Origin of the sequence: Streptomyces sp. QH1-20 (assembly GCF_041283565.1) — a bacterium.
GTDB lineage: Bacteria > Actinomycetota > Actinomycetes > Streptomycetales > Streptomycetaceae > Streptomyces > Streptomyces syringius.
The window spans coordinates 3,098,045-3,113,009 of record NZ_CP166299.1; the positions used below are offsets into that span (position 1 = coordinate 3,098,045).

At 66.0% G+C, this 14,965-nt stretch carries 15 protein-coding genes and 1 tRNA gene; 4 read left to right on the forward strand and 12 right to left on the reverse strand.

Translation table 11 applies throughout. The annotated features are described in order from the left end of the window. Positions 1-117 precede the first annotated feature (117 nt). The 4 genes from AB8O64_RS13945 to AB8O64_RS13960 form a co-directional block, all read right to left on the reverse strand. A complete protein-coding gene (locus AB8O64_RS13945) occupies positions 118-1,557 on the reverse strand; it encodes an MFS transporter (RefSeq protein WP_370419466.1) in 1,440 nt (479 codons plus the stop codon). 118 nt (positions 1,558-1,675) lie between these two features. Then, positions 1,676-2,755, reverse strand: coding sequence for a YeiH family protein (locus tag AB8O64_RS13950; RefSeq protein ID WP_370419467.1), 1,080 nt, complete (start codon positions 2,753-2,755; stop codon positions 1,676-1,678). Positions 2,756-2,801: 46 nt separating this feature from the next. Further along, positions 2,802-3,356 (reverse strand): cysteine dioxygenase, encoded by a 555-nt coding sequence (locus AB8O64_RS13955; protein ID WP_370419468.1) that lies wholly within the window; start codon positions 3,354-3,356, stop codon positions 2,802-2,804. Positions 3,357-3,466: 110 nt separating this feature from the next. Continuing rightward, positions 3,467-4,372: a LysR family transcriptional regulator gene (locus AB8O64_RS13960; RefSeq protein ID WP_130878060.1), complete on the reverse strand. Its 906-nt coding sequence runs from the start codon at positions 4,370-4,372 to the stop codon at positions 3,467-3,469. Positions 4,373-4,480: 108 nt separating this feature from the next. Between AB8O64_RS13960 and AB8O64_RS13965 the strand changes: the two genes are divergently transcribed. From AB8O64_RS13965 to AB8O64_RS13980, 4 genes are all read left to right on the forward strand, one after another. Continuing rightward, positions 4,481-5,380 carry an alpha/beta fold hydrolase gene (locus AB8O64_RS13965; RefSeq protein WP_370419469.1) on the forward strand — a complete coding sequence of 300 codons (900 nt, stop codon included), beginning with the start codon at positions 4,481-4,483 and terminating at the stop codon, positions 5,378-5,380. Positions 5,381-5,478: 98 nt separating this feature from the next. Further along, positions 5,479-5,550: transfer RNA gene (locus AB8O64_RS13970), tRNA-Cys, on the forward strand. A gap of 79 nt (positions 5,551-5,629) precedes the next feature. After that, the gene (locus tag AB8O64_RS13975) at positions 5,630-5,950 is read left to right on the forward strand and encodes a DUF4190 domain-containing protein (protein ID WP_370419470.1); all 321 of its coding nucleotides are present in this window, start codon (positions 5,630-5,632) and stop codon (positions 5,948-5,950) included. A gap of 76 nt (positions 5,951-6,026) precedes the next feature. After that, positions 6,027-6,440 (forward strand): hypothetical protein, encoded by a 414-nt coding sequence (locus AB8O64_RS13980; RefSeq protein ID WP_370419471.1) that lies wholly within the window; start codon positions 6,027-6,029, stop codon positions 6,438-6,440. Positions 6,441-6,806: 366 nt separating this feature from the next. Here the strand turns inward: AB8O64_RS13980 and AB8O64_RS13985 are convergent, their stop codons facing one another. The 8 genes from AB8O64_RS13985 to mycP all read right to left on the reverse strand — a co-directional run bounded on the left by AB8O64_RS13985 (position 6,807) and on the right by mycP (position 13,369). Next, positions 6,807-7,139 (reverse strand): hypothetical protein, encoded by a 333-nt coding sequence (locus AB8O64_RS13985; RefSeq protein ID WP_370419472.1) that lies wholly within the window; start codon positions 7,137-7,139, stop codon positions 6,807-6,809. Positions 7,140-7,340: 201 nt separating this feature from the next. Further along, on the reverse strand, positions 7,341-7,712 hold the full coding sequence (locus AB8O64_RS13990) for a hypothetical protein (protein WP_370419473.1): 372 nt from the start codon (positions 7,710-7,712) through the stop codon (positions 7,341-7,343). A gap of 237 nt (positions 7,713-7,949) precedes the next feature. Beyond that, on the reverse strand, positions 7,950-8,303 hold the full coding sequence (locus AB8O64_RS13995; protein WP_370419474.1) for a hypothetical protein: 354 nt from the start codon (positions 8,301-8,303) through the stop codon (positions 7,950-7,952). A 291-nt stretch (positions 8,304-8,594) separates the two neighbouring features. Next, entirely contained in the window at positions 8,595-9,389 is a 795-nt protein-coding gene (locus AB8O64_RS14000; RefSeq protein WP_370419475.1) for a colicin immunity domain-containing protein, read from the reverse strand. A 29-nt stretch (positions 9,390-9,418) separates the two neighbouring features. Next, entirely contained in the window at positions 9,419-10,003 is a 585-nt protein-coding gene (locus AB8O64_RS14005; protein ID WP_370419476.1) for a hypothetical protein, read from the reverse strand. Continuing rightward, positions 9,996-11,777: an alpha/beta hydrolase gene (locus AB8O64_RS14010; protein WP_370419477.1), complete on the reverse strand. Its 1,782-nt coding sequence runs from the start codon at positions 11,775-11,777 to the stop codon at positions 9,996-9,998. The genes AB8O64_RS14005 and AB8O64_RS14010 overlap by 8 nt, the downstream gene beginning before the upstream one ends. A 13-nt stretch (positions 11,778-11,790) precedes the next feature. Next, entirely contained in the window at positions 11,791-12,246 is a 456-nt protein-coding gene (locus tag AB8O64_RS14015; RefSeq protein ID WP_370419478.1) for a hypothetical protein, read from the reverse strand. A gap of 43 nt (positions 12,247-12,289) precedes the next feature. After that, on the reverse strand, positions 12,290-13,369 hold the full coding sequence (mycP, locus tag AB8O64_RS14020; RefSeq protein ID WP_370419479.1) for a type VII secretion-associated serine protease mycosin: 1,080 nt from the start codon (positions 13,367-13,369) through the stop codon (positions 12,290-12,292). Between the last annotated feature and the right edge of the window lie 1,596 nt (positions 13,370-14,965).

The following is a 14,965-nucleotide window of genomic DNA, read 5'->3' on the forward strand; positions in this document are numbered from 1 at the left end:
GCTTGAGAACCGGGGCCCGGGGCGGAGCCCCGACAACTCCAGCCCGTCCGGCGATTGAGGACCGGGGGCCCGGGGGCGGAGCCCCCGGTTACGGGAAGGGGCGGGGCTGGGGAAGGACTACCCCCGCGGCTTCAACCGCGCACCCACACACGCCCCCACCACCGCACACACCACCCCCAACAAGAACACCGCCACAAACGCCCCGCCCGGCGCAGCCGCCCCCGCATGGGCCGTCACCGACCCGCCCCCGAACGAGACGAACAGCACACCCGCCACCCCCACCAGGGCCACGCTGCCGAGCGCGTCCGACACCTGGAGCGAAGCGGAGTTCGCCCCCTCCTCCCCGGGCCGGGAGAGCTTGAGCAACAGCACCGCACCACCGGAGATCGTGAGCCCCATGCCGTAGCCGCCGATGACCCAGGAGACGGCGACCATCCACACCGGCACCCCGTCGATGAGCACGGTCGGCAGCAGCGCGACGGCCAGCGCCAGCAGCGCCATGCCGAGGCTCATCAGCCGCTCGCGGTGCGGCTCGGCGCGGCCGCGGCTCTGGGTGAAGGAGGCGAGCGCCCAGCTCAGCCCGCCACCGGTGAGCGACAGCCCGGCCATCGTCGCGGACAGCCCGCGTTCGGTCACCAGCATCAGCGGGACGAAGGTCTCGGCGGCGAGGAAGGAGCCCTGCGCGATGCCGCGCAGCAGCACGACCGACGGCAGCCCACGCGCGGCGCGGAAGGTGCCCGGCGGCAGCAGGCGCAGCACGCACGGGACGAGGAGGGCGAGCCCGGCGGCGGCGGGCAGCAGGGACCAGGCCTTGAGGTCCTGGCCCGCGTACTGCAGCAGTCCCGCGCCGACGGCCACGGCGAGGGCGAGCCCGACGCGGCTGCGGCCGGGGGCGGCTTCGCGGGCGGCGGCGGGGAGGGCGCGCAGCGCCGGGAGCATCACGGCGAGGGGCAGCAGGATCAGTACCGGGATGGCCAGGAACACCCAGCGCCAGCCGAGCTGCTCGGTGACCGTGCCCGCGACGAGGGGACCCACGATCACCGGCACGACCCAGGCCGCCGAGAACGAGGCCATGACGGCCGGCCGCAGCCGCTCGGGGTAGGCCCGGCCGACCACCACGTACAGCGCGACGATCACCAGCCCGGCGCCGATGCCCTGCACCCCGCGCCCGGCCACGAACATCCACATCCGCCCGGCCGAGCCCGCGATCACCAGGCCCGTGCCGAAGGCGGCGATGCCGGTGAAGAGGGGCACCAGCGGCCCGGTGCGGTCGCACCACTCCCCCGACAGGGTCATCGCGAAGAGGCTCGCCGTGAAGAAGGCGGAGAAGGCGAAGGCGTAGAGCGCGATCCCGTCGAGCGCCTCGGCCGCGACGGGCATGGCGGTGTTGACCGCGCTCGCCTCGAAGGCGATGAGCGAGACGACGGAGACGATGCCGAGGGTGAGCGCCCGGTAGCGCCGCCCGAGGACGCCGCCGTCACCGCTGTCGGTGTCGGGGTCGGGCGGGGATATGGCGGGGACGTCGGCACCCACGGCCGGGGAATCGGAGGCGGTCATGGGCGCCAGCGTAGGAGCGGGAAAGCCGGTCGACACCTGTCGTGCGACGGGAGTCGACTCGGCATTCCGACGTAGGCCGAAGGGCTTGCGGAGCCGCGGGAGGCGGAGGGGACGCGCGTCACGTCGTGAGCAGCACGCCCACGTACGACGCTCCGGCGATCACGACCCAGGAGGACAGCCCGAGCGCCGCGACCCGGCCCCCGGTCCGGACGAGCGAGGGCAGGTGCACCGCGCTGCCGAGGCCGAACAGGGCGGCGGCGAGCAGCAGCTCCTGCGCGTGCTGGGCGATGTCGAGCACCCCGCCGGGCACCAGGCCGGTGCTGCGGACGGCGACCATGGCGAGGAAGCCGAGGACGAAGAGGGGGACGAGCGCGGGCCGCTTGCCGGTCGAGGTAGCGGCCGGGGTGGCGCGGCGGGCCCGTACGGACATGGCGACGGCGGCGACGAGCGGCGCGAGCATGGCCACCCGCATGAGCTTGACGAGGACGGCGTCGGTCAGGGCGTCCGGCCCGGCGGTCTGGGCGGTGGCCACGACCTGGCCGACGTCGTGCACGCCCGCGCCGACCCAGCGTCCGAACTGCGCGTCGTCGAGGCCGAGCGGGTGGTGCAGCAGCGGCAGCACGGCGATGGCGAGCGTGCCGCAGAGCGTCACGAGAGCCACGGACGTCGCGACGTCCTCCTCGTCGCTGCCCGTGACCTCGCTGACCGCGCCGATCGCGGAGGCGCCGCAGATGGAGTAGCCGGTGGCGATCAGCAGTGGCTGGTCGCCGCGCAGCCCGAGCTTGCGCCCGAGCCAGAGCGTCCCGCCGAACGTGGCGGCGACGACGGCGAGCACCATCACGACGGTGGCCCAGCCGAGCCCGAGGACGTCGTGGAGGCTGAGCTTGAGGCCGAGCAGCACGATGCCGATCCGCATGAGCCGTTTCCCGGCCATGGTCAGTCCGGCCCGGCCGGTGCCGCGTATGCGGGCGCGCAGACCGGGGGTGTGCGCGGCGGCGATGCCGAGCACGACGGCGGCGGTGAGCATGGGGACGGCGGGGACGAGCAGGTGCACCGCCCAGGCGAGCACGACGCCGACGGCGGCCATGGCGAGCCCGGGGAGCGGGGCGGGGACCTTGCGGGGCGGCTTGGGCGCGCCGGGAGTGCCGCCGTCGCCGCCGACCGCGTGGTCCCGTACGCGCGAGCTGATCAGTGCCACGACGGCACTCCTCGCGAGGAGGGGGTTCGGGGGGCTCGGGAGGTCATCACAGTTCGCCGACCGGCAGGTCGTAGACGCGCCGGACGCTGGAGCCGAGACGGGCGACGTCGGCGCCGTAGATGTGAATGGAGATCGCCTTGGACGAACAGGAGTTGCGCACGCGGTGGATGTCGCCGGGCGGCGCGAAGCCGCAGACGTCGCCCTGGCCGTTGACCACGTCCTCGGTGGCGACGAGGTGGGCGGTCGTGCCGTCGGGGACGAGGCGGTAACGGCGCTCGCTCTCCTGCCCCTCGTGGACGCCGGTGACGCACCACGAGACGTGGTCGTGGACAGCCGTCTGCTGGCCGGGCAGCCAGACGAGCGCGACGACGGAGAAGCTGCCGTCGGACTCGGCGTGCAGGATGTGCTGGCGGTAGCGGTCGGGGTCGCCCTCGCGCTGTTCGGCGGTGAGCAGGTCGGGGGCGCCGAGGTGGCCCGCGAGCCGTTCGCCGACGAGGTACGCCGTCGTGTCGGGCGGCAGGCCACGGCCTACAGCCGCCCGGACGTCGTCGACGAGCTGGTCGAGGCGAGCGGTCGTCAAGGCTGCGGTGGGTGTGGTCATACGTGCAGAGTCGATCCGCTGGAACCATCACGTCCAACGACAGTTTCTTGGCGGGGTGCCAACACGGGCTTATGGATGTGTGTCGCGCGCGGAACGACCGTGCCCGTCGCTCAACATCCGACGCGTCGGGCGGCGACCGCTTTCAGCCCGTCCATGACGAGCGCGGTGGCGGGGATGCGGAGGTGGTCGCGGAGGACGTAGGCGGAGACCTGGCGGCGGCAGGCCGGGTCCAGCGCCCGCCCGGTGATCTTGTCGTGGCGGAGGAAGGACAGGACGAGGCCGGGCATCATCGCGACGCCGAGCCCCTCCGCGACGAGCGACTGGACGACGAGATTGTCGTCGGTCGTGAACGCGATGTCGGGCGCGAAGCCCTGCTCGGCGCACTCGTGCAGGAAGTTGGTGCGGCAGCGCAGACAGCCGGCGATCCAGCGCTCCTCCGCGAGATCGGCGAGTTTGACGGCGCGCCGGCGGGCGAGCGGATGCCCTATCGGCAGCAGGACGGTGAGCTGGTCCTCCATGAGCGGTATCTCGACCAGCTCCTCGGGGACCTGTTCCCGCAGGCCGGGATAGGTGAAGGCGAGGGTGATGTCGCACTCGCCGCGCACGAGACGGTGGAGCGAGTCGGGGGGCTCGCTCTCCTGGAGCTCGACCCGGACACCGGGGTGGTCGATGGCGAGGCGGGCCACCGTCTCGGGTATCAGCGTGGCGCTGGCGCTGGGGAAGGCACAGACCCTCACCCGCCCGGAGCGCAGCCGGGTGAGGGAACCCATCTGCGCCTGGGCGGCGGTGAGGCTGTCGAGGATGGTCTCGGCGTGCCGGGAGAGGGCCTCACCGGCCTCGGTGAGCCGCATCCTGCGGCCGACGCGGATGAAGAGCGGGGTGCCGACGGAACGTTCGAGGGCCTTCATCTGCTGCGTGATCGCGGGCTGCGTATAGCCCAGCGAGCGAGCGGCCGCCGAGTAGGAACCGGCCTTGACCACTTCGTGGAACGTCCTGATGTGCCGGGAGTCGAACACCGTTGAATCATAAGCGGAGGTTGGGACAGCAGGGCAAGTGACCAATGGATGCTTTTGGATCAGGTCCGGGCTTGCTTGGGCTTGCACAAATCGGGCAGGGAAGATGCCATGCCCCCCTACGTTTCACATTTCACGTCCTTCGACGGCACGGAGCTGGCCTACAGCGTGCGGGAAGCACGTGACGGTTCGACGGCCCCGCCGCTGGTCTGCCTGGCCGGCGGACCGGGCCGTGACGCCGCATATCTGGGCGATCTGGGCGGCCTCGACGCGCACCACACTCTGATCGTCCCCGACAGCCGCGGCACGGGCGCCTCCCCGCCGGCCGCGGACCCCGCTGCGTACGCCTTCCCCTCCCTGGCCCAGGACCTGGAGGCACTCCGCACCCACCTGGACGTCCCGCGTTTCGCGCTGCTCGCCCACGACGCGGCCTGCGCGACGGCCCAGGCGTACGCGGCCTCGCACGGGCACCATCTGTCCCACCTCGTCCTGGTCACCCCCGGCTCCCGCCTCCAGGGCGAACTCCCCGACGACGCCGAGCAGATCTTCGAGTCCCGGGCCACGGAACCCTGGTGGAAGGACGCGTACGTGGCCGTCCACATGCTGGCCTCGGCGACGGACATGGCGGAGGTCCGCTCCCTCCTCCTCCGCGCGGCCCCCCTGGCCTACGGCCGCTGGGACACCCCCCAACGCACCCACGCGGCCACCGAGGGCGACCAACTGAACCCGGTCCCCCGCGCGGGCTTCTGGCAGGGCGTCGACGAACCCTCCCGCCTGGCCCTCCTCGCGGCCCTGCGCGAGCTGGACTGCCCGACCCTGGTGGTGACCGGCGACCGTGACGGCGTGACGGGCATGCGCGCGGGCGAGGCGGTCGCCGAGTCCATCCCGAACGCGACACTGAGGCCGCTGCACGGGGTTGGCCACTACCCGTGGGTGGACGAGCCGGAGATGTTCCGCCCGGTGGTGGAGGAGTTCCTGGGGACCTCGGCGAACGACGATGAACCCCGATGAACGCGGCATGTCAGCCATATGGCAACTTGCGCCAACCCCGACGGGACCATTGAGCTCTGACCATCACGCACCTATGGTCATGCGGGAAGGCACAACACGGCCGTGTGCCCGAGTGGTTGAGGGACTCGCCTGCAAAGCGAGTTACGCGGGTTCGATTCCCGCCACGGCCTCTGTATGAGTACCCGGGCAGCCGGGCGATGAGTACCAACCCCGATGCCTGCCGGGGTGGGGCGTCCATACGCTCGGGACATGACACAACGAGCCATGTTCCCGCCGCACCAGAGCCCGCCCGCGACGCCGAACGACCGCGACGGCGCGGGGACGGCGGCGTTGGTTCTCGCTCTGGCGTCGTACATGCTGACCACCGTGAACGGGGGCTTCTTCCTGGTGATCCCGGTCGGCATCGCCGCGATCGTCTGTGGCGTGGTGGGCCTCAGAAGAGCCAAGCGTGGTGAGGCGAGCAACGCCTGCATGGCTCGCGTGGGGCTCGTTCTCGGATCCGTCATCACCGTCCCGACGGCCTGCTTCCTGATGTGGTTGCTCGCGGGACTGTACGGCGCCTACGCGTGAATTCCGGCCACGGGAGGTGCCGGGAGACCGCTCCGCAATTTTTCGAGTGCGGTGACGTCATGTCACAGTGCCGCCCATGACTGAAGAAAACCAGCGCAAGATCGGCCTCGTGGCGGGCATTGCGCTGTCCGCGGGCCTCCTTCCCGGAGTGACCCTCGGCGGCGACAGCCTGCCGGACAGACTCCTGACGGCGGCCCTGACCGCCTTTCTCTTCATGATCCTGACCACCCTGGTGGACACCACCCCGGCCTTCACCCGCCCCAAGGTCCCGGCGGTCCTCCTCATCCTCGGAGCGGCCGGCTGGCTCCAGGACACCCTGATATGGCTCCTGGCCGCCTGGCTCTTCGATCTGGCGGGCGGCGACCTCCAGGTGACCGGCTTCGCCGCGGCGGCCCTGGCAGGCCTGGTGACACGAACGGTCCTGTGGGCCGCACTGTGGATACTCCCCCTGAAGGGGGCGGAAGCGGAACGGGAACGAATAGCGAGCTGACGGCTGCGCTTCACTTCTGCTTCACCACACGTCGCACCACGTCCGGGCGTGCGCCACCAAGCTGAACGAGTTCATCTCCGGTGGCGGCACGCTCACGACAGGCGTTCGTCACCGACGTCTGCGGCGTGCGCGGGATGCTCATCTAGCACGGTCAGCCGCGACACCCCGTACCACCATCGCACCGACGCCCACGGTCCGGTCCTCAGCCTCGGCACCGTTCGACTGGACAGCTTCCACGGCTCCGTGTTCGTGGACGCCGAGACGCAGCTGTCTGCGGCGGCGACAGCGACGGCAAACGCCTGCCTACAGATCGGCCACGCCCTGGACGGCACCGCCAGGGCTGCCCGGCGCGCCCGAAGGCTCCCCCTAACGAAGCTCATCGCTCAGATAGTCCAAGTACTCGGCCTCTGTGATCCCGAGGCCATCTCTGTCGACCTGCCAAAGTGGCATTACATGTGCGGATGACACGAAGCCAGTGTCCACCAACTCGACGAGCGCATGCAGTTGGCTCTCTCTGCAGGTCGGGGCTTCTTCCTGAGCAGCGGCAGAGGCCAGCAACGCAGCCAATAGGCCAACCTCACGGGCGTCAAATGATGTGATCCAGTCCGTCACCGTTCCACACGCAGCCTCCCGCTCCACGGGCTGGATGGAGGCTATGCCTCGGGCCAATTCGATCAGCCTCTTGTCTCCGATGGCCATAGAGACTCCCTGATATTCCGTGAAAGTGGGAGGCCGGGGTATTAATTCTCTCCAGTAGGCCGGCCCGAGGGCGAGGAAATCAGCACTGCAAAGCAAACGAGCTCATCCCGCTTCACGCCTAAAGCATTCTTCAGACGCGAGACACCAGCTGCGGCCAGCTACTTCCCCCCAACGAACATCTCGATATCGCTCATCGCATCCTCAAGTGCCATACGGCGCGAAACCGGCTCCCTCGATAGGGACATCGCCCGGAAATACCGGCACCCTGACTTTACGCATCAGAAAGTCCTGAAGAAATTCGACTACGCCACCCCCAAACTCAAACCACTCTTCACCTCGCGCCTCCTTGATAGCCACGGTCCAATTATCAGAGTCCGCCGCATCGGAGCGATTCCAGAAAAGTGCGTCACCGTTATCAGAACGCCCAAAATTGAGAAGACCCGACGACTCGTCGATGCGGTACGGGATTTCTTCTCCGAATTCCCGTAGCTCCCGCAACGATTCCAGCTCGGCATCTGATTGCCGCTTGAGGTCCAGTTGGGCCCAGGGCGCATTGGGTTGATAGATGTGCAAGAATCCACCGAAGCAACCCGGACCGTACAACTGGACGAGCTCTTTGTAATCACGCGGCAAACTACACGAAAATATAGCTTCGAGCGTCTCCCAGTTACAGCCCTCGCCAACCCGGTCGACGGGTGGCGGCGCCAATTTGGTCAGCCTATCTACAAACATTCACGGCTCTCTGCCAGCAAGACGGCGTACTGAACTCGATGAGCCTATCAAATCCGGAAGGTGGCCCCATGAAAGCACCTAGTTGCGAAGCAGTGTGTCCTTGAGTGACAGGATCGGGAACACCTGAATCTTCAGAGTTCCATACCAGCCCTCATCCTGGAACTCCACAAGAAAGTAGGTGATGCCCGCTTCGGATCGTATGTCCACGCTCGTCGCACCCTCTCGGAAGAGGTCCACGATGACCTCTCGCCCGCGCTGCCATACAACCCTGACGGATCGCTCCATTGAGTCGTACGAAAAAGAGATCTCACCGCCGGAGCTATCCACGATGCGGATCACCCGCGTTTCGCTGTCTTCCTGAGTTTCAGGAAGCACTCCGATCGCGGACAAGACATCGACGGCCTCCGGCATACGAAACTCGCCAGACATCATGAATACTCCAAGCGACCGGCACTTCCATTCAGGTTCATTCCAGCAGAGGCACTATTTTCGGCCCGCATCCCGGCAACCCCGCGGATCCAATGCCGCCAAAAGTCCAGGGATTATCATCACCAGTAGCTATTGAGGTCGACACCCCTGGGTGGGCGATAGCTTGGCTGGACAACTGCGAAGGTTGATCAGGTCGGATCAGGATGCGCTCGCAAGCATATGGCAGCGACAAAAGCCATCGACGTCACGAGGGCGTCATCCTTTCCCCAAGCGAGTGGCGCGACCTCAGCCGTCTCAGTCGAGCGACTCAACCTCGCTCAAGGCATTTCGGACGACCTCCCTCAACTGAGTGTCAGTCAGGTCGCCGTCCTCCCGGAATCGCGGGTCGATGGAATAGTCCTCCAGGGCGTAAAATACCTCTTTCATCACTCCAGAAAAATTCTCCCGCAGACGTTCCTGTTGCTCTTGAGCACGGTGTCGGGCAGTCAGCCAAGAATCAGCAAAATCCGATCCGCTGATCCCCTCTTCGGCGAAGGCATCCATAAGTGACAACTGTTCCGACGTGGCAGAGCCTTCAACTACATCGCTCCGCTTTGCCCAGGCCCTTTGGCGTGGCCGAAAGGCCGCAGAGACATCGGCCACGGCCGGAAAGTCCTGGCCGACGCGTTGCGCGTATCTCTTGAAGTTGATAGCCGCTTGATCGCCACCCTCTGGAACGGCATACCTGAAGAAGTCTTCATCCCCGGCGATCAAGGCGTAGTGTTGGTTCGTCATAAGCAGTGCCCCGGAGAGGTCTGGCAACGTGACGACGAATCCCTCCTCGCACCATGAAAGCGCCCGCAGAATATCTGCTTGAGCGGAGGGGATTCGCACGACATGCTCATCAACTCGCGCAGGACTCAGATGCCCCACAAAGACACAGTTGTGGCCGGTCTTTTGAGCAGTCGAACCCAGACGCTGTGCTAGGCGACTGTCTATGAGTGCATGGGCAGCAATGGGGGCAGTAGACTTATTTCCCTCCCCAAGCCACTCTCGACTGAAAGAGCCCGGGCCAGAGGTGAGAAGGTCGACCAGTTCACGATTAGTCACCCTCACCCAATCTGGAACTTTCACCCCAATCAGTACTGATCGACGATCTTACCCTCCGGCACACGGAAGCACGCCGATACGAGGGTGACCACGATGCCCGATGTCTTGCCAGCCCTGGCGGCCGTCTCTTCACTCGACCTCCTTTTATCCATGAAGGTAATGTTCACGGAGAACTTGAACTTGGTCGATTCAGCAATCAGCTCAAGGTTTTTGGCGACACTCTTATTGCGCCCATAACTTGCCACTTTCCAGCCACGCTTGGGCAGTTCATCCTTGAGCCGTTCCATGGATCGCTCCATGTCCTGCTCGGGAACTCCCCAAAGAGACCACGGGTGCCGAATTTTATATAGATGCTTGGAATCCTCCTCGCACGGCGAAACCCCCGGTCCGGGCTCGCTCGTCTTCCCCTTCAGACCTATGGCGTCAAGGATCTGACTAGACAGCTCTTTGGCCACATTTCGCGCATCGTCGACATCGCGCACCTCGGGGGCGGGATCATTTGCACTTGAATCACCCATGACGCCACATCCAGGAATCAAACTCATCACAATGGTTGCCAATATGAACGAACCGCGCCGATGGCGCTTGCCCTTGAGGGTTATAGAGTTAATCACGAATCACCGAGTCATAGTTTCCAGTAACCACTGCCGCCTGATTCCACAGACTCACCGAGTCATCCTTCCAGTAACCTCCGTGATCATTGGAGTCAGTCTGCATAATATTGGCCCCAAAAACTCTGTCAGAGGGTACATTTTGAGTCAACGGATTCAGCGGGGAAAGCCACGGCGTCAGCTCATTGTCGCCCCCTAGGCGTACGAGCTTGCCACCGGCCGGCACTTGGTCCTTGGTCCAACTCGCAGCTTCCGACCAAACATGCCCCTTTGGGGCATCGAGCTCATCAGCATGCTTTACCAGCATTCCAGGGCTGGCGACCGCTACGATGTCGTCTGCCCCAAGGCCGCCACCGTTTACCGAAGCGTCACCGATGGCCGTAGTGCCGTAGCTGTGCCCAACGACAGTGAGGTGGCTGGCGTGAGGTCCGCCCTGAGCCGTTCGCACACCGTCGAGAAATTTACTCAGTTGCGGAGCAGCCTTGTCGGCATAGGATAGGGATGAAGCCTCAGGAATGATATGTCCGCCCTCGAACGGGCGCGCAGTCTGCGGGGCAGAGTATCCAATCCAAGTAACCGTCGATACGGATGGATTGCCAGGCATTGCGTTACTCTGCCTCCACAACGCAAGCGCTTTTTTCATATCATTTTCCGCGTTGCTTAGCCGAGCCGTCGTTCCAGGCACATAGACCGCAGTGTGTTCGGCAGTATCTGGATTCCCATTTGCTACGATAGCGCGACCGAATCCCTTGGTATCAAAACCGAGAAGATAAGCCTTCGGTAGCCCCTTTTCGTCGCTTTGAAACCGATTCTGAATTTGCTGCATGCCGGCCAGCTGGCCTTGCAGGTTTTTCCTCTTATTTTCCCACTCCAGCCTTCTATTCTCCTTTCCTTGCAGGGGAAGCCCGGTGATGGGATTGATGTGATGCTCGTACTTCGGCTTGGGCCCCCTGTCGAGGTCCCAGAGCTGCTTCTCAACACTTCCACGAGCCTCAGCGAGCACGAGTCGGTTTGCCTCGTCTCGGGCAGTGGCGGGTAGACCATCAAGAGCACCGACGCTGGCCGGGTGGACGGATATGTACTCCGCCCGCTGCGCCTGGCTGAGCCTCCCCCACCAAGCAGCGTTTTCCTTGGGGGATTTACCCTTGGGGATGTCCGATTCCTTAAGATATTTGCCCGCAGCACCCTGGATTTCCTTGATGTCTTGCGCGACATCCCAATTGGGCTTCTTAAGAGAGGCATCCGTCTTTAGTTTCGCCAGTGCCCTGGCGTAACGACCGTCGATCTCATTGGCCTCGCTGAGAGCGGCGGCTATACGGTTCGCTATGGCTCTGGCCTTGCCCTCGTTGGGATCGGCGCTGGCGGCGAACGGCACGCCCTTCGGCTGTGCTCCGGAGAGGTTGGGCGCGTACGGGACAGTGGCCGGGTACTTGACCGCACCATTCGCATCGACGGTGAACTGCAGGGCGGCGGCGTCCGCCAGCGCTTCCTTGAGCTTGCGCTGCGGGCCCTCAAGTTCGGAGGCGAGCCCGCTCAGTGCCGTCCGTATGAGGCCACATTCCGCATGGATGTACTGGAAGTTGCTGCTCAGCCGATCCAAGCTCAGCCGCGCGGCCTCTTCGGCGTGGCCCTTCTGAGTCAGCTGGAGCTTGGCGATCATCTCGTTGTTCACACGGTCCATTGCCGCATTGCCTCTGTTGCTGACAGCAGCCCAGCCAACTGCAGCACCCGAGAACTTGGACCTGTCCAGCTCGGTCAGCTCTTTGATCGTCACCACGACCGGTGGCCCCCTACTTTCCACCCTTGCCGGAGGCAAAGGTGCCCTTGACCTGCTTGTCGTTCTGACTGAAGTCGATACCGGTCTGCTTCAGACTGCTGCTGAGGCCATCGCACTCGGCTTTGACCTTCTGCAGTCGTCCTTCCCACGAACCGAGGATGTCTGCCAACACCTTCGCGCTGGAGAACCCCGACGTCCCCTTGGTGACATTCTCGTGAGCCTTCTTGAGCTGGTTGATCCCCTCGCTCACAGACGAGCGCAAGTCGTCAGCCACGCCGCTGGCGGCAGTCCACGGCTCTTTCGAAGCCTTGTGTGTACCGTCTCCGCCTCCGCCACCACCACCGGACGACGCCAGGCCCATCTGGGCATCCTGTTGGCGCGCGCTCGCGGTCAGATTGCCATCGGCGTCGTAGCGGCTCGGGTTGAAGCGCTTGTCCCAGTCTTCTGGCAGCCCTGTGCCAACCGTCATGATTTCCCCGTTGGTGTGTGATCGTGCGGATGCCTGCGGCACGCTACATCTGGCGTGACCTGCGTCGTCTCGTGAGCCCCACGGATACGGCGGCCGCCACGGCGACTGCGGCTGCGCCGCCTGCTGCGAGGACGTTGCGTGTCGAGAGCAGGCCGTCGGCTTTGTCGGCGGAGTCCGCGGCGGAGCGTCCGGGCATGCCGCCGGTGGCGCGGGGTGCGGTTGCCTGCGGCGCGGGCGAGGCGGAGTTGGGGCCCGGGAGGGGGTTCACGTCCGCGGGGCCCGGGTCGCCGGGGTTCTTGAGGGCGATGCGGGGGCGGACTACGCCGTATCCGATGGAGTCGCTGCGCTTGGCGCCGTTCTGGGGGCCGCCGGCGGTGTTGATGAGGACGCGGGTGATTTGGTTGGCCGTCCAGTCCGGGTGGACGGACCAGAGGAGGGCGGCGGAGGCCGAGGCTAGGGCGGTGGCGTCGCTGGTGCCGTGGCCTCGGCAGATCCCGGTGCCACCCTTGCATGTCGTGATCATGTTGTCGCCTGGGGCAGCGAGGTCTACCTGCGGGCCACGCTCCGACTCCGGCGTCGCCTCAATCTCCTCGTCGACCGCGGCCACCCCCACCACTCCGGGGAAGGCTGCAGGAAAGGCGACTGCGTTGTCCTTGTGACCGTGGTTTCCGACGCCCGCGAAGACCAATTTGCCTTTGGAGAGGGCGTACTCAACGGCCTTCGCCTGCTGCAAGTCCTCTCCCGGACTCGCCATCGAGATGTTGATAATCTTGGCCTCGGAGTTGGCAGCGAAGCGGATAGCCTCACTCATGGCTTTGCTCGGCAGCCTCTGCGTGACAGGCGCGGTGTTACCAATAACCCGCAAGGGAAGAATCTTGGTCCCAGGCGCGAGGCCAAAGGCCCCAGACCCTCCATTGCTCTTACCAGTTCCTGCAATAAGTACGGCCATTGACGTCCCGTGCCCGTCGTAGTCCGAGTGGGCGCCTCCCTCGATCCCGGAGAAATCGTTGCCGGGAAGGACCTGTCCCCGCAGGTCGGGCAACTCGGCCTCCACACCGGTATCGATGACAGCCACTGTCACGCCCGCACCCGTACTCGTCCGCCACATCTCCTCAGCATGCATCGCGTCCAGGTACCACTGCTGGGATCGGAGACTGTCAGCCCGTGCAGGCCCGACGGATAGGGCAACAGCAACAAAGGTGGCAACGGCGGAGACCGCTCCTCGCCTGAGGGCTGCGGTACCAGGGCTTTGACGCATGTGCTTCCTTCTGCTTTCTGGCCGACGTCAATCGATGACCGGGGGTACCGAGCGACGATTGCCGCAATGCCAGCCGTCGTGGTCCTCAACCAAGTAGTCAGGGCGCCCATCGCGCTGCCCTCGCCGGGGTCCCCCACGGCTGGGCTGCGCCTGGCCCGGGTTGCGTACCAAGCCCGTCCCGCCTTGCGTGAACGGTCGGTCAACAGCCCCAGGGCGCGTCTGCGCTTGTCCCCCGACGATTCCACCGCTTTCGGTTGCCAGGCGCCGTCCGCCACTACCTGCACGCCCTGGGCCTCCACTGGGGACACCTGGTGTGATCCCCCCGAGGCCATGGCCCAACGGAGGGCGACCATGTACGGGCTCTGTTCCGATAACCGTGCCTCGGGGGACCTGAGCCGACGACTGCCCAGGCGGCCGAGCCATGGGGCTGCCTCCGAAAATGCCGTCGTTCGGTACACCTGTCGTCGGCACGTTGACCCGACCACCGGCAGCGCCCCTACCCGGCACCACGCCGCCAATCGTTCCCTGCTTCGGAATTGCCCCACCGCCAGCGCCATGCCCGGGCATGCCGGGCACCGTCCTTGCGGGGACTTCGCCGTGGCCCGCTCCGGGTGTCCCCGGCTTCACATGCCCAATCGGTGGCACGCCCGCTGTCGGCGGCAACTGGACTCGCTCAGGCGCCCCTTCAATGCGAGACGAGGCCCCCAGCCCGTCGGACGGAGGAGCCGGAACCGTCGGGGCAACCACACCGCCGTCAACGTCCATGGAGACAGGCAAAGGTTCAGGGCGCGCCGAGGTTGCAGAACCGGTGGCTGAATTCATTTCGGATGCGTGTGTGGACGCGCCTGTTGTGTAGGTTCCGGGACCGGCTCCGGCTCCGGCTTCCCGCCCGCCCTGCTCCGTCGAGCCACCGCTAGCGGCAAAAGCAGGGCCCGCTGCGGCACCAGGGCCTGGGATGTATTCCGACCCACGGATGGGCGACGGCAGCAGATCATCCCGAACCGGCGGAAACCCGGGCCTCTCCACCTGCCCCATGTTGTGCGCCGACCACACATAAGACCCCGCGAGCTTCCGCATCAGACGCACCGCCTCCGCGTGGTCCTCGTCGAGCCGCTTCTGGGCCGCCGTCGCGGCCTCCGGGGTGGGGCCGGCCAGGACGCCGCCGCCCGGCTTGGGGGCGTCGGAGGAGGCCGGGGGCTTGAGGAGGAAGCCGCCCGGGTGCTGGGCCAGGTAGGAGTTCAGGGTCGCCTTCGACGTCGCCGAGTACTCCGGCATCGAGGACTTGACCGTGCTCAGCGTTTCCGCCGCGTGGCCCATCCACGTGCCCGCCTTGTCGCTGAACTCGCTCAGTCGCGTCGTGGCGTTGACCATGTTCGCGCCCCATGTGCGGAAGGCGTCGCCGGCCTCGCCCTCCCAGTTGACGTGCGACATGTACGTCCGGAGGTCTTCGCCGATCTTGCC

Bases quoted from the DNA above. Each gene is read 5' to 3' on its own strand.
- AB8O64_RS13945 (WP_370419466.1), bottom strand. From the start codon at position 1,557: ATGACCGCCTCCGATTCCCCGGCCGTGGGTGCCGACGTCCCCGCCATA.
- AB8O64_RS13955 (WP_370419468.1), bottom strand. From the start codon at position 3,356: ATGACCACACCCACCGCAGCCTTGACGACCGCTCGCCTCGACCAGCTC.
- AB8O64_RS13965 (WP_370419469.1), top strand. From the start codon at position 4,481: ATGCCCCCCTACGTTTCACATTTCACGTCCTTCGACGGCACGGAGCTG.
- AB8O64_RS13975 (WP_370419470.1), top strand. From the start codon at position 5,630: ATGACACAACGAGCCATGTTCCCGCCGCACCAGAGCCCGCCCGCGACG.
- AB8O64_RS13980 (WP_370419471.1), top strand. From the start codon at position 6,027: ATGACTGAAGAAAACCAGCGCAAGATCGGCCTCGTGGCGGGCATTGCG.
- AB8O64_RS13985 (WP_370419472.1), bottom strand. From the start codon at position 7,139: ATGGCCATCGGAGACAAGAGGCTGATCGAATTGGCCCGAGGCATAGCC.
- AB8O64_RS13995 (WP_370419474.1), bottom strand. From the start codon at position 8,303: ATGATGTCTGGCGAGTTTCGTATGCCGGAGGCCGTCGATGTCTTGTCC.
- AB8O64_RS14015 (WP_370419478.1), bottom strand. From the start codon at position 12,246: ATGACGGTTGGCACAGGGCTGCCAGAAGACTGGGACAAGCGCTTCAAC.
- mycP (WP_370419479.1), bottom strand. From the start codon at position 13,369: ATGCATGCTGAGGAGATGTGGCGGACGAGTACGGGTGCGGGCGTGACA.